The 13929-nt window shown below is 70.2% G+C and carries 10 protein-coding genes and 1 pseudogene; 5 read left to right on the top strand and 6 right to left on the bottom strand.

Translation table 11 applies throughout. The features are described from left to right. The first annotated feature begins 4 nt into the window (after positions 1-4). Positions 5-556: an inositol oxygenase family protein gene (locus PXH83_RS29145; RefSeq protein ID WP_274564374.1), complete on the top strand. Its 552-nt coding sequence runs from the start codon at positions 5-7 to the stop codon at positions 554-556. A 256-nt stretch (positions 557-812) separates the two neighbouring features. Here PXH83_RS29145 and PXH83_RS29140 read toward each other — a convergent pair whose 3' ends face one another. Then, positions 813-2318, bottom strand: coding sequence for an SDR family NAD(P)-dependent oxidoreductase (locus PXH83_RS29140; RefSeq protein WP_274564373.1), 1506 nt, complete (start codon positions 2316-2318; stop codon positions 813-815). 115 nt (positions 2319-2433) lie between these two features. Continuing rightward, a complete protein-coding gene (locus PXH83_RS29135; protein WP_274564371.1) occupies positions 2434-3123 on the bottom strand; it encodes a (2Fe-2S)-binding protein in 690 nt (229 codons plus the stop codon). Positions 3124-3335: 212 nt separating this feature from the next. Here PXH83_RS29135 and PXH83_RS29130 point away from each other — a divergent pair. Then, a pseudogene (locus tag PXH83_RS29130) lies at positions 3336-4208 on the top strand (DMT family transporter); the annotation flags it as partial. A 20-nt stretch (positions 4209-4228) separates the two neighbouring features. Here PXH83_RS29130 and PXH83_RS29125 read toward each other — a convergent pair. Next, positions 4229-5443, bottom strand: a complete 1215-nt coding sequence (locus PXH83_RS29125) for a transglycosylase family protein (RefSeq protein WP_274564369.1) — start codon at positions 5441-5443, stop codon at positions 4229-4231. Positions 5444-5742: 299 nt separating this feature from the next. On the opposite strand from PXH83_RS29125, the gene gndA reads away from it, so the two are divergent. After that, positions 5743-7185, top strand: a complete 1443-nt coding sequence (gene gndA / locus PXH83_RS29120; protein ID WP_274564367.1) for an NADP-dependent phosphogluconate dehydrogenase — start codon at positions 5743-5745, stop codon at positions 7183-7185. A gap of 373 nt (positions 7186-7558) precedes the next feature. Here gndA and PXH83_RS29115 read toward each other — a convergent pair whose 3' ends face one another. The 3 genes from PXH83_RS29115 to PXH83_RS29105 all read right to left on the bottom strand — a co-directional run bounded on the left by PXH83_RS29115 (position 7559) and on the right by PXH83_RS29105 (position 9969). After that, positions 7559-8245 (bottom strand): arylsulfatase, encoded by a 687-nt coding sequence (locus PXH83_RS29115; RefSeq protein ID WP_274564365.1) that lies wholly within the window; start codon positions 8243-8245, stop codon positions 7559-7561. A gap of 57 nt (positions 8246-8302) precedes the next feature. Next, on the bottom strand, positions 8303-8737 hold the full coding sequence (gene panD, locus PXH83_RS29110) for an aspartate 1-decarboxylase (RefSeq protein ID WP_274564363.1): 435 nt from the start codon (positions 8735-8737) through the stop codon (positions 8303-8305). A gap of 479 nt (positions 8738-9216) precedes the next feature. Next, positions 9217-9969 carry a 2Fe-2S iron-sulfur cluster-binding protein gene (locus PXH83_RS29105; protein WP_274565204.1) on the bottom strand — a complete coding sequence of 251 codons (753 nt, stop codon included), beginning with the start codon at positions 9967-9969 and terminating at the stop codon, positions 9217-9219. A gap of 502 nt (positions 9970-10471) precedes the next feature. Between PXH83_RS29105 and PXH83_RS29100 the strand changes: the two genes are divergently transcribed. Beyond that, positions 10472-11344, top strand: coding sequence for an IS3 family transposase (locus PXH83_RS29100; protein ID WP_274564362.1), 873 nt, complete (start codon positions 10472-10474; stop codon positions 11342-11344). 1078 nt (positions 11345-12422) lie between these two features. Continuing rightward, entirely contained in the window at positions 12423-13901 is a 1479-nt protein-coding gene (locus tag PXH83_RS29095) for a sugar transferase (RefSeq protein ID WP_274565203.1), read from the top strand. Positions 13902-13929: the final 28 nt, after the last annotated feature.

The following is a 13929-nucleotide window of genomic DNA, read 5'->3' as shown; positions in this document are numbered from 1 at the left end:
CGGGATGGAGCTGCGCACCGTCGAGGAATTGATGGCTCTGCTGCATGCCTGCCGGGGCGCCTGGGACGCGTCCGACCGCAGCGGCGATCCGGTCGATCTGCACGATCACGCACTCCAGACGGCGCATTTGCTGCGTCGCTCGCACCCCAGCGACAAGGAGCTCCAGCTGGCGGGGCTCGTTCATGACCTGGGGCATCTGCTCCAGCCGGGTGACGACGCGGGTCACGCCGACCGGGCGGCGGACGCGGTACGCCCGCTGCTCGGCGAGCGGGTCGCCCGGCTCGTACAGCTCCATGTGCCGGCGAAGCGCTATCTGGCGGCGGAGGAACCGGGGCGCCCGCTGTCGGCGCAGAGCGCGCTGACGCTCGGGCTGCAGGGCGGGGCGATGACGCCCGACGAGGCGGCGGCGTTCGCGCGCGATCCGCTGGCGGAGGATGCGGTGACGCTGCGTCAGGCGGATGATGCGGGGAAGGCGGTCGGGCTCGACGCGGGGGTGATGGAGGACTGGCGGCCGGTGCTGGAGATGGTGGCGGCGGGGCGTATATCAGGTGCGTGAGGGTGCGCGTGACGCGCCGTCACGCGACCGAACGCGAGCCGCTGCGCGGGGCTTGTTCCCCACCCCGCCCCTTCCCGGCTGTGACACTTTCGGCTGCCGCCGCGTGGGCCCCGCCCCAGACCCCGCTCCTCAAACTCCCCCAGTGGCTGCGTATTTCAGCCCGTTGGGGGTCCCCCCGGACGAAGTCTGGGGGAGTTTGAGGACTTCGGGAAGGGGCGGGTAGGGGAAAGCGCCGCGGGCGGCACGTGCCGCCCGCCTACCAGTTCGCCGGGGCGTAGTCCTTCAGGAAGACGCCGAACAGGTCCTCGCCGTTCTCCTCGCCCCGCACGATCGGGTCGTACACCCGCGCCGCGCCGTCGACGAGGTCGAGCGGCGCGTGGAAGCCCTCCTCGGCGAGCCGCATCTTGTCGGGGTGCGGGCGCTCGTCCGTGATCCAGCCGGTGTCGACGGCGGTCATCAGGATGCCGTCCTTCTCGAACATCTCCTGGCCGCTGGTGCGCGTCAGCATGTTCAGCGCGGCCTTCGCCATGTTGGTGTGCGGGTGCCCCGCACCCTTGTAACCGCGGCTGAAGACACCCTCCATCGCGGACACGTTCACGACGTACTTCCGCTGCGCGGACGACGCGGCCATCGCCGCGCGCAGGCGGCTGATCAGGATGAACGGCGCGGTCGAGTTGCACAGCTGCACTTCGAGCAGCTCGACCGGGTCGACCTCCGAAACAGTCTGGATCCAGCTGTTGGTGTCGTGCAGGTCGGGGACCAGACCGCCGGCGTCGATGGCCGTGCCGGCCTCGATCCGGGCGAGCGACGCCGATCCCGAGACCAGCGCCAGCTCCGTCACGTCCTGCGCGGTGAGGCCGTCCTCACTGCGGGCGGCCGGCAGCGCGGCCACGCGGTCCACGGTGCCACTGCCGAAGGTGCCGATGACCTGCGCCGGCGGCAGCTCGCCCGCAGGCAGCGGCGCCGACTCGGCGGCGACCAGCTCGCTGTACGCCCCCGGGGAGCGGCGTACCGTCTGCGCGGCGTTGTTGATCAGGATGTCGAGCGGACCCTCGGCGGCAACCGAGTCGGCCAGCGCGACGACTTGCGCCGGGTCGCGCAGGTCGATGCCGACGATCTTGAGGCGGCCGATCCACTCGTCGCTGTCCGGCATCGCCTTGAAGCGGCGGATCGCGTCGTTCGGGAAGCGCGTGGTGATGGTGGTGTGCGCACCGTCGCGCAGCAGCCGCAGCGCGATGTACATGCCGATCTTGGCCCGGCCGCCGGTGAGCAGCGCGCGCTTGCCGGTGAGGTCCGTACGGGCGTCACGGCGGGCGCGGTTCTCGGCGGCGCACTTCTGGCACAGCTGGTGGTAGAAGGCGTCGACCTCGACGTACCGGGTCTTGCAGATGTAGCAGGAGCGGGGGCGCTGGAGTATGCCCGCGATCTCCGCGGTGGCCCTGGAGGACGGCAGGACGCCCTGCGTCTCGTCGTCGATGCGCTCGGCCGAGCCGGTGGCGGTGGCGTGCGTGACGGCCCTGTCGTGGGCGGTCTTCGCGGCCCGGCGCTCCTGGCGGCGGCGCTGCTTCACGGTCCGGTAGATGCCGGCGGTGGCGCGGCGTACCGCGATGGCGTCGGGGTGGTCGACGTCCAGCTTGTCGAGCTCGTCGAGCACGCTCAGGCAGACGGCCATCCGCTCCGGGTCGATGCCGGGGCCGAAGGCCGGGCTGTCCGGGCTGTCTGGGCTCTCGCCGTACGCCGGACTGTCCTCTGTCACCGTCATCGCCGCTGTTGTCCTCGTGTCGCTCGTGCTGTGAAGTACCACAATCGAAGTACCAAAATCCGAACTTTACGTTTTGACGGGCTCCGACGACAAACGAGACAGCGGACCGAGTGACTCAGCTCACGGGAGCGCGGTCGAATACACAGTCGCCGCAGAGCCCTCCCGACGGGCACCGGTAGTAGAGACAGCAGCTGCGGCGCCGGAACGCCGCGCCTGCGAGGGTGCCGGTGGTGCGCAGATCGGGGTGCCGGAAGAGCTCGGCGGCCATTTCCAGTGCCCGCTCCCCCACCTCCGGGCGACCGTTCCTCCTCGCCCAGGTGTGCAGCTCGCGGGCCGCGCCGGCCAGGGCGGAGCCTGCGTTCCCCCAGAGCAGTGGGCGCGAGATCCGGCAGTCCCGGACGAGTGCGTCGGCCAGCGGGAGGAGATGGCCGTACTGGACCACCTCACGGATCCGGTCGGCGGTCGCGGGCAGGGTGCGCGGTGCGGCGAGCCACAGGTCGTCGGGCGAGCTCCGGTCGGCGTCCCAGCGCAGGTCGCCGGGCGGGAGGTCGGGGAACTCGCCGTACAGCGCGGCCGGACCCAGGGCGATGGACCACAGGCGGGCGGCGAGCCCGAGGTGCGCGACGGAAGCGGCGACGCGGCGTTCGGGGGCGTGCAGCCGCGCCGCGACCTTGTCGACGCGGAAGGTCAGCCCCGGCTTGTCGCCCGCGTAGATCTGCGCGAGCGGGACATGCCCGCCGCCGTCGGGCTCGTCGGTCCGCAGCGCGAAGAATCCGCCCACGGAGGCCACTGCTGCCAGGTCCACTTACCGCCGCCCCTTCATCCATCCGCTTCACCTGCCGTCGCGCCCGGTTCACCGTAGTCGGGAGTAGTCGGGAGGCATGGTCTCCACCCCTGGTAGGCGGTTACAGCGCCGGGAGGAGGACCTCGGCGTACTCACGTACTACGTCGGCAGTACCTCCGAATGCCTGCCGAGGGACGACGACTTGAACGCCGCGCCGAGAGATCGTGTAGTCCATGAGTGCTCTTGCGCTGTCCGTGCTGCTGGCGCTGGTCTCCGCTGTCGCCTACGCGGCCGGGGCCATCGTCCAGGAGCGCGTCGCCTCCACGACACCGCACCGCCCGTACGCCCCGCTGCGCCACGGCGCCTGGTGGGCCGCCGTGGCGCTGAACGGCCTGGGCGCGCTGCTGCACGTGGGGGCGCTGGCGTACGGGCCGCTGAGTCTGGTCCAGCCGCTCGGCGCCCTGACCATCGTGTTCGCGCTGCCGATGGCGGCGGTGTTCGTCCGCCGCAAGGCGGGTGCCGCCGCCTGGCGCGGCGCGATCATGGCGTCGGCGGGGCTCGCGGGGTTGCTGTCGCTGACCGGGACGGCCGACGCGCAGTCGCTGGCGGGGGGCGAGCGGCTGGCGGTGGCGCTGGTGACGTTCGGCGGGGTGGCGGCGGTGTTCCTGGCTGCGCAGCGGGTGCACCGTGCGGTCGTACGCAGCATTCTGCTGGCCACGGCGGCGGGCGCCGCTTTCGGTATCGCCTCGGTGTTCACCAAGACCGTGGCCGTGGACTGGACTTCGACCGGCGGGCCGGCCGCCCAGTTGCCGAGCCTGCTGACCGTCGCGGGGCTCGCGGCCGCGGGGCTGCTGCTGTCCCAGGCGTCGTACCGCGGCGCCGGTCTGGCCGCCCCGCTGGCGACGGTCACCGTGATCAATCCGGTGGTGGCGGCCGCCGTGGGCATCTCCCTGTTCGGCGAGCACTTCCGGTACGGCGCGACGGGCACCGCGCTGGCACTGGGCTGCGGTGTCGTCGCGGCGGGCGGCCTCATTCTGCTGACGACGGAGCGGCTCGGCGCGCACGCGGACCGGCGGCGGACGCTGCCCGCCGTACCGGCCCAGGAGCTCGCGCCGCCGGGGCGTACTCAGACCGTGACGCCGCCCGCCCTGAGGTAGGCCAGCGGGTCGATGTCCGAGCCGTAGCCGGGCCCCGTGCGCACCTCGAAGTGGAGGTGGGGGCCCGTGCTGTTGCCGGTGGACCCCGAGCGGCCGATGCGCTGCCCGCCGCCCACCTTCTGGCCCTCGCGCACGGTGAGCGCCGAGAGGTGCGCGTACTGGCTGTACTTGCCGTCGGCATGCTGGACGACGACCTCGTAGCCGTACGCACCGCCCCAGCCGGCCGAGACGATCCGGCCCGGGGCGACGGACTTGACGGCGGTGCCGGTGGGGACCGGGAAGTCGACGCCGGTGTGGTAGCCCTTGGCCCAGGAGGAACCGGCGGCGCGGTAGGGGGTGCTGGGGCCGGCGTCCACCGGGGCGGAGAGTCCCGACGACTGCTTGGCCGGCGGGGCGTGGGAGGCGCGCTCGGTGCCGGTCGCCTTGCGCGTTCCCTTGCCTGTCCCTGTCCCTGTTCCCTTGCCGGAATCGGGCTTGGGCTTCTGGCCGCCGTGCAGGATCAGCCGCTGCCCGGGGTGGATCAGGTCGGGGTCGCTGCCGACGACCTTGCGGTTCGCTTCGTACAGCCGCTGCCAGCCGCCCCTGACGTCCTCGGCGTCCGCGATGGTGGAGAGCGTGTCGCCGCCCTCGACGGTGTACGTGCGGCCCTTCTTCGGGGTGTCGGTCGAGGGCTTGCGGGGCGTGGAGGCTTTCTCGGTCCCGGTCTTCTTCTCGGTCGCGGTCTTGGTCTCAGGCTTGGTCTTAGCCTTGGTCTCCGGCTTGGGCGCAGCGCCCTTCGGCCCGGTGCTGATGTCCGGCGCGTCGCCGCCCCGGGTCAGGCCCGCCCGTACGGAGCACAGCGGCCAGGCCGTCGGCCCCTGCCCCTTGAGTACCTTCTCGGCGACGGCGATCTGCTGGTCCTTGGTGGCCAGGTCGGCGCGCGGGGCGTAGGCGGTGCCGCCGTACGCCTGCCAGGTGGACTGCTTGAACTGGAGACCGCCGTAATAGCCGTTGCCTGTGTTGATCTTCCAGTTGCTGGTCGACTCGCAGGCCGCGACCTTCTCCCAGACGTCGACCGACGCGGCGTCGGCCGTCCCTGAGGCGACCAGTGGCAGGGCTATCCCGGCTCCGCCTGCCGTGACCGTCAGCGATGCACGGTTGATACGGCTCGGCTGGTACCGGCGGTGACGACCGGTTGCGGCCATGGCTCGGTTCCCCCCACTCACGCGTCGGACACGTCGCAATCGGCAAAAGTACGGGCAGCGCGCAGGCCATGACAAGAGCAAGTTCCAGGAACTCCCCACGGCGCGCGGCACATTGACGGGGACTCAGCCCGCGCCGTGCCGCCGAACGGGCCCCAATCGCGCCCGCACGATTCCACCGGCGCGGAATGCGGAAGCTACGGGACGTCGTGAGTAACACCAGCACACAGCCACGTACAAGTACAGGTACAGGTACACGCACGGACACGGACAGGCACACGCACACCTTCAGGAGCACACGCATGAGCGGTACAGCCCAGATCGGTGTAACGGGGCTCGCGGTGATGGGCCGCAATCTCGCCCGCAACTTCGCGCGTCATGGCTTCACAGTCGCGGTGCACAACCGCACGGCGTCCAGGACCCACGCCCTCGTCGAGGAATTCGGCAAGGAAGGCACGTTCGTTCCGGCCGACAGCCCCGAAGAGTTCGTGGCGTCCCTGGAGCGCCCCCGCCGCCTCGTCGTCATGGTGAAGGCGGGCGAGCCGACAGACGCGGTGATCCGGGAGTTCGCGCCGCTCCTTGAGCCCGGCGACGTGATCATCGACGGCGGCAACGCCCACTTCGAGGACACGCGGCGCCGTGAGAAGGAACTGCGGGAGCACGGCATCCACTTCGTCGGTACGGGCATCTCGGGCGGCGAGGAGGGCGCGCTGCACGGCCCCAGCATCATGCCGGGCGGATCCGTCGAGTCGTACGGCTCACTGGGGCCGCTGCTGGAGAAGATCGCCGCGAAGGCGAAGGACGGCAGCCCCTGTGTGGCCCACATCGGCCCCGACGGCGCGGGCCACTTCGTGAAGATGGTGCACAACGGCATCGAGTACGCCGACATGCAGTTGATCGCGGAGGCGTATCACCTGCTGCGCGCGGTTGCGGGCTACAGCCCCGGGAAGATCGCGGAGACCTTCCGCTCCTGGAACACCGGCCGCCTCGACTCGTATCTGATCGAGATCACCGCCGAGGTGCTCGCCCACACCGACGCCGACACCGGGAAGCCCTTTGTCGACATCGTCGCCGACGAGGCCGAGCAGAAGGGCACGGGACGCTGGACCGTGCAGATCGCGCTCGACCTGGGCGTGCCGGTGTCGGGCATCGCCGAAGCCGTCTTCGCCCGTTCCCTGTCGGGGCACAAGGACCTGCGGAAGGCGTCGGGCGCGTTGCCCGGGCCCCGGTCGGAGCCGCTGGGCGAGGCCGATGCGGCCGCCTTCGCCGGCCAGGTCGAGCAGGCGCTCTACGCGTCCAAGATCGTGTCGTACACCCAGGGCTTCCACCAGATCCGGGCGGGCAGCGAGGCGTACGGCTGGAACATCGACCTCGGCGCGGTGGCTTCGATCTGGCGCGAGGGCTGCATCATCCGTGCCGCCTTCCTGGACCGGATCAGGGCCGCGTACGACGACCGCCCCGACCTGCCGAGCCTGCTCGCCGACAAGGGCTTCACCGAGGAGATCGGTACGGCGCAGGACGACTGGCGCGCGGTGGTGACGGCCGCCGCTCGGGGCGGGGTCCCGACGCCCGGCTTCTCGGCGGCAGTGGCGTACTACGACGCGCTGCGCGCCGAACGGCTGCCCGCGGCCCTCACCCAGGGGCAGCGCGATTTCTTCGGGGCGCACACCTACCGGCGCACCGACCGCGAGGGTTCGTTCCACACTCTCTGGGGCGGTAACCGGTCCGAGGTGCGCGCCGACTGATCAGGACTGGTGCCGACTGATAAGGACTGGTTAGAACTGGTTAGGACTGCTGCTCAGAGCGGCCCGATGGGCCCCGGCTGCGGCTCGGGCTCCGGAACGGGGCTGGGGTCCGGGCCGGGTGACGGGGGCTTGGGGATGGGATCCGGGGCGGGTCCCGGTGGGACGGGGCCCGGGCCCGGGAGGGGGCCGGGATCCGGCCCCGGCGGGCCGGGCGGCGGTGGGGTCGGCACGGGCCCGGGGGGTACTGGACCTGGGACGGGGGGCTGGGTCATGGCTGACTCCCTGCCGGTGGTGGAACGGTCAGGACCACTTTCTCCCCGTGCGGTTGCCCCCGCCCGCCGGGCCCACACATGCCGCAGCGGATCCGGCGCTTCTAGCGGAGGGCGACCGCCGCTGCCGCGCGCAGTCCCGGGACCGGGCTGGAGAGGACGGGAACGGCGGTACGGGTACGGGCGGCCGCGTCCGCCATGGAGGCCTGGGCCAGGACAACGACATCGACCTCGTCGACCCCGGCGACCCCGTCAACCCCGTCGATCCCGTCGATCCCGTCCACGGTCTCGGCCACGGCGTCCAGGTAGCCGTCCCGGTCCCCGTCCTCGAAGTATTTCCACGCGCCTTCGGCCGGCACGGTGAGGATGTGCACCTGCCGTCCGGCCGCGTCCGCCTCTTCCCTGATCAGGTCGGCCGTCGGTGCCAGGGTGCTGTGCAGCGCCGCGACGACCGCGATACGGACCGGGTCGCGGCCAGGGGCCGCCGCGACCGCCGCCGCGGCCATCGGCCGGTCGACGCGCAGCACCGGGACACCGGCCTGCGCGGCGTACGACTCCGCCGTACCGCCGATCGTGGAGCACGTGCAGAGCACAGCCGTCGCGCCGTCGGCGACGGCCTCGGCGAGCACCGTGGCGATCTCGGGCCCCACCGCGCCGGGCCCGCCGGAGCGGGCCCGGGCCAGCAGTTCCTCGTACACCAGATGGCGCAGTCCGAGGCCGGGGTGTTCGCGGTCCCGCAGGACGTCGAAGACCGGGACATGGACCGGGGAGGTGTGCAGCAGCGTGAGCATGACAGCGAGCTTAGGGCGCGGACATGATCAGCGGGGGCGGCCCGAGAGGCTGCCGCCTCAGACCTGGACTGCCTCCGCAGGGGCGGCGTGCGGGCTGCGCCGCGTATCGGTGCCGGGCACGGGCTCCGACGTATCGGCGCCGAGGGCCACGATCCGGTTGTCGGCGTCGACGTGGACGACCCGCGGCTTCAGGGACCGCGCCTCGGCGTCGTCGACCTGGGCGTAGCTGATGAGGATCACCAGGTCGCCGGGGTGTACGAGGTGGGCGGCGGCGCCATTGATGCCGATGACGCCGGAGCCGCGCTCACCCTCGATGGTGTACGTCTCCAGGCGGGCGCCATTGGTGATGTCGACGATGTGGACGAGCTCACCGGGCAGCAGATCGGCCGCCTCCAGGAGGTCGGCGTCGACGGTGACAGAGCCGACGTAGTGGAGGTCGGCCTCCGTCACGGTGGCACGGTGGATCTTGGACTTGAACATTGTCCGAAACATGAAGAAACTCCCGAAATGTCTGCTCCCTGCCTGCTTCACGCAGGTCAAGGGCGGTCTCCGGAGCGTACAACGATTCGCATGTTCGGTCAGCTTTCCCCGGGCTTTTCAGGACTCATGCTGACCAATGGCTGACTTTCCCGACGCATCGTCAGGCCGCTGAGGCAGCCCTCCCCCCTGACCACCGCCGACACGACGACCGGTCGAGAGATCCCTGGGGCGGAAGACATCGACCGAGTTATCTCCGGGCAGGGCAGGTACCCGATAATTCGACGATCTCGCGCGCAGCATACGAAGAACGTTTACGTCAGCTACTCGCCCAAAGAATTGGGCATCTTCCAGGAGGACCGAATAAGTGAGGGCCTTCTGGCTCGGTGTGGATTGCGACATCTACGCCGATGACAGGAGGCCCTCGTGCCCCACCGTAATGCCCCACTGACCGAATCCGGACGACTGCGGCTGGCCCGCTGTGTGGTCCGTGGTCAGCCGTGGTCGAAGTCCAACGTGACGCCATGACCGGCGGGGCGGGTGCGGCAGGCGAGGGCGAAGCCTTCCGCCACCTCTGCGGGCTCGAGGTCGCTGGGGTCATGATGGACGTCACCGCAGGTGACCTTGGCTCGGCAGGTGCCGCAGATGCCTTCGCGGCAGGAGTACGGGACGTCGAGACCCGCGCGGAGAGCGACGTCCAGGACGGACTCGGAGCCGCGGACGGACAGCATCGTGCCGACGCCCCGGTCGATCACTGTGACGTCATACGGCCCCGCTGACTCATCGCCGCTGTCCCGGCCCGCGGTGCCGGCAGGGTTCGCACCACGCGGGGTGGTCGGTGCGGCCGCGGCGAAGCGCTCGGAGTGGATGCGGGACGATTCCATCCCGCTTTCGGTGAGGACCCTGCGCATATCCGCGGTCATGCCGGATGGGCCGCACAAGTACGCCTCGTCGGCATCGTCGAGTTCGGAGCCCTTCTGTGGATGAGTGCGCGCAAGCCCATGGCATCGATCCGGCCCCGATGGTCCGCCGTGTCGCCGGGGGGCGGGACGGCTGAGGCCCCGGAGAACGCGAAGGCGCGCGGCGTACTCCTTCTCCAAGCGGGCGAGTTCCTCACGGAAGACGGTCGAAGTCTCGTCCCGGTTGCCGTAGACGAGGGTGCACCGACTGCGCGGCTCGATGACAAGGATGCTTTTGACGATGGAGAGGATCGGGGTGATGCCGCTTCCGGCGGCGATCCCGAGCACGTGCCGGGCGCGTAGCGGGTTGAGGTCGATCGCGAACCGACCGCTGGGAACGCCGACTTCCACCTCGTCGCCCACCCGGAGCCGGCTGTTGACCCAGACCGGCTGCGCTTTGACCGCCACGCGCAGCTCAGCGTCGGTGATGCCGCTGCAGATGGAGTACGGGCGGCGTACGTCGACGCCGTGGATCACGGTCTTCAGGGTGAGGTGCTGACCGGGCCGGAAGTGGAAGGCGGCCGCCAGGTCATCGGGCACCTCGAAGGCCACGGACACGGCGTCGGCCGTTTCCCGTCGAACGTCGGAGACGGTGAGCCGGTGGAAACCGCGCGGCCTCACGGATTCGGCCGGGGCTGGTCCCGGCGCCGCGGAACGGGCTGTGGCGCGGTGAATACGGAAGTGAACGCGAGGAGTTGGCCGCGCTGCGGCGGGAGAACCGCCGGCTGCGGGAGGACGTGGAGGTCCTCAAGCGGGCCACGGCTTTCTTCGCGTCAATGAAGGAGACCCGGTGACGGTGCACCCGTTCATCGAGGCGGAAAAGCATGGCGGTCACAACGTCAAACGGGCGTGTGAACTGCTGGAGGTCTCCCGAACCGCCTTCTACGCCCGCCGTACCGGCAAGCTGGGCCCCCGGGCGGTCCGTGGCGCTGAGCTGACGGAGCAGATCGCCGAGGTCCATACGCGATCCCGTGGCACCTACGGCGCCCCGCGCGTGCATGCCGTGCTCAAGCGGGAGGGCGCCGCATGCGGCCGCCGCCGTGTCGCGCGGCTGATGCGGGCCGCCGGGATCCAGGGCCGGCACCGCCGCCGGCGGCACCTGACCACGATCCCCGATCCACGGGCCGCCGCCCGGCCCGATCTCATCATCCGGGACTTCCAGCCCGCCGCCACCGGGCTCGATGCCCGCTGGTGCGGCGACATCACCTACATCCCGACCGAGGAGGGCTGGCTCTATCTGGCCACGGTCATCGACATCGCCTCGCGCCGCGTGGTCGGCTGGGCGACCGCCGATCATCTGCGAACCGATCTGGTCGCCGATGCTCTCAAGGCCGCCTGCCGGCAGCGTCGCCCCACCCGTCCGGTGATCTTCCATTCGGATCGCGGTTGCCAGTACACCAGCCAGCAATTCGCCGTCCTGGCAGATGAGTTCGCAGTTCGGCTGTCGGTCGGCCGCACCGGGCAGTGCTGGGACAACGCGCTCGCCGAATCGTTCTTCGCCACCATCAAGCGCGAGTTGCTCGGCACCACCGCCTGGCCCAGCCGGGCCGTCGCCCGCACCGCGATCTTCGACTTCATCGAAGGCTGGTACAACTTGCATCGTCTGCACAGCAGCCTCGGCTACCGCAGTCCCGCCGAGTACGAGACAGCACTCGCAGCCTGACCACCACACCAATGGTGTCCGTCAAAGCGGAACAAGCTCAGAGCCCTGAACGCTGCTTCGCGCTTAGCGCGGATGACCTTGGTCTTGCCACAGGCTCGGTTCCGGTATGCCGCGCTTTTGATCAGCTTCTTGAGGCTGGGAGACAGGATCAGGAACACCAGCAGTGCCGCGAATGTTTTCCACGTGTGTCAGCTGCTCACCGACGAGACAGTCGAGAACATCGCCCCCCGAACCAAGATCCGGGCCATTCACGGCCCAGCACGCCACCGACAGCACCCGTCAAGACCATTCTGGCTGGTCAAGTGGGGTGTAATCCGTGTACCACCAGCAGACGAAGAACTTGCTGGTGAGCTACTCGCCCAAGAAGGTCGGGCTCTTCTAGGAGACCGAATGAAGTGTCCGGCCAGGAATTTCTCTGCCGGACACCTCACGCTCTCTCACGTTCGAGGCTGTTGTGGCTGGAGAGCTTGTCGGTGACGATCCAGAACACTCCGGTGGGGTTGGCGTCCGGTGACCAACCCGGTGCCAGCAGCCCGGAGGACTCCCGTCATCACAGGTCACAAGGCACGTCTCCGTCGTCAAGGCACCCGCAGCCGATCACCCGTCGGTGGATCAACCTTCAAAGCTTCAGCACAAGTTGCACACATCCCCTCTCCAGGCGGGCCCCGATGGTCTAGATTGACCGTGCCTCACATGCTTGGACACGAGGCGACAAATAATGATCTATAGGTCCGGCGCTATGGACGCCAGCAGTCGCGTCCCCGGCGCCAGACGTGGGGCCGACCAATTCTTGGAGCCCGAGAGTGGGCCTTGGGTGCGGGGAGCACCCGAGGTTTCGACCGGTTCCCGCGCACCTCGAGACTCTGGCAGGACATACGAGACCACCTGCCGCCTTGGTGGGGTGTTCGAGTAGCGCGGCAATAGCCGGTACGTCATTCGCGGGGGGGCGGGGGCCTCCCGGAGGGAGGAACAGCGCGACACGGGGGGCGGGGGCCTCCCGAGGGCTGGAACTGTGCGGGGGGCGGGGCCTCCCGGGGGGGGAGGAACCGTGTTGAGCGAACACGTCGAGCCCAGTGGCGTGCAGCAGGGCGACTTAGTCAGCCCGTTCCTACCGGCGCGCGGGCGTCCGGTGAACGGGGCAATCAGACAGCCCGCGACCGACTGGGAGCAGCGGTACCGCCGTACCGTGATCACCAGCGATACCGTGGCCACCGCCTTCGTGGTGGCGGCGATCGGCGGCTTCTTCGGGGTCCGGGACGCGGCCAACTGGCACGAGAAGTGGGGGATCCTCGCCTTCGCCACCGAGCTGCTGGTGCTGGGAGCGCTTGCGGTGAGCCGGTCGTGGGCCCCGCCCGTGCTCGGCCAGGGCGCCGAGGAGTTCCACCGGCTCGGACGCTCACTGTTCATGGCGGTCGTCGTACTGGCGCTCGGTGGGATCGCCCTCACCTCGCGCAACATCAAGCTCTGGATCTTCGTCGCGATACCGGCGATCGCGCTCATCACCATGACCGAGCGGTATCTGCTGCGCCTCTGGCTGCACAAACAGCGGAAGGAAGGGCGGTGCCTGCGCCCGGTGCTCGCTGCCGGGAGCCCGGCCACCGTGCGCGACCTGATCACCCGAACCCGTAAGCTCCCGCACCTCGGCTGGCGGGTGGAGGCGGTGTGCACGCCGGACGGTCTCGGGCTCGACGGTGACCAACTGGACGGAGTGCCGGTCGTCGGCCGACTGACCGACGTCGCAGGCCACGTCCGCCGCGACGGCTACCGTGTCGTCGCGGTCACATCGGACCCGCACTGGTCACCGGACCGGCTGCAGCGGCTGGCCTGGAACCTCGAAGGCAGCGATGCCGAGATGGTCGTGGCCCCCGTTCTGATGGAGGTGGCCGGCCCGCGGCTGCACGTCGACGCGGTGCTCGGGATCCCGCTGCTGCGGGTCAGCATGCCGACCTTCACCGGGGGCCGCCGGGTGGTCAAAGGGGTCGTCGACCGGATGGGCGCGGCGGTCCTGCTGATGCTGTTCGCGCCGCTGATGGTGCTCGTCGGGCTGCTCGTGCTGGTGGACAGTCGGGGTGGAGTGGTCTACCGCCAGCGCAGGGTCGGCAAGGACGGCCGCGAGTTCACCATTTTCAAGTTCCGCACCATGGTCGCCGGTGCCGACAGGGCACGTGCCGCGCTGGCCGACCGCAACGAGGGCGCCGGCCTGCTGTTCAAGCTCCGCCGGGATCCGCGGGTGACCCGAGTGGGAGCGGTGCTGCGCCGGTACTCGATCGACGAACTCCCGCAGCTTTTCAACGTACTTACCGGATCGATGTCGCTCGTCGGTCCGCGGCCTCCGTTGCCGGAGGAGTCCGCTGCGTACGGCCCGGACATCCGGCGGCGGCTGTTGGTCAAGCCCGGGCTCACCGGCCTGTGGCAGATCAGCGGACGCAGCGACCTGCCGTGGGAGGAAGCGGTCCGGCTTGACCTGCGGTACGTGGAGGACTGGTCGCTCGCCCTTGACGCAGTGATTTTGTGGAAGACGCTGCGTGCGGTGCTCTATGGGCAGGGGGCCTACTGATGCTCGGGGGGCGTCGTCCGGTCGACGC

Origin of the sequence: Streptomyces spiramyceticus (genome assembly GCF_028807635.1) — a bacterium.
Lineage (GTDB): Bacteria > Actinomycetota > Actinomycetes > Streptomycetales > Streptomycetaceae > Streptomyces > Streptomyces spiramyceticus.
This window is presented reverse-complemented; position numbering and strand designations above follow the sequence as displayed.

Excerpts from the sequence above, each read along its gene's own strand:
- PXH83_RS29140 (WP_274564373.1), bottom strand. The coding sequence starts at position 2,318 with ATGACGGTGACAGAGGACAGTCCGGCGTACGGCGAGAGCCCAGACAGC.
- panD (WP_274564363.1), bottom strand. The coding sequence starts at position 8,737 with ATGTTTCGGACAATGTTCAAGTCCAAGATCCACCGTGCCACCGTGACG.
- gndA (WP_274564367.1), top strand. The coding sequence starts at position 5,743 with ATGAGCGGTACAGCCCAGATCGGTGTAACGGGGCTCGCGGTGATGGGC.
- PXH83_RS29125 (WP_274564369.1), bottom strand. The coding sequence starts at position 5,443 with ATGGCCGCAACCGGTCGTCACCGCCGGTACCAGCCGAGCCGTATCAAC.
- PXH83_RS29115 (WP_274564365.1), bottom strand. The coding sequence starts at position 8,245 with ATGCTCACGCTGCTGCACACCTCCCCGGTCCATGTCCCGGTCTTCGAC.
- PXH83_RS29145 (WP_274564374.1), top strand. The coding sequence starts at position 5 with ATGGAGCTGCGCACCGTCGAGGAATTGATGGCTCTGCTGCATGCCTGC.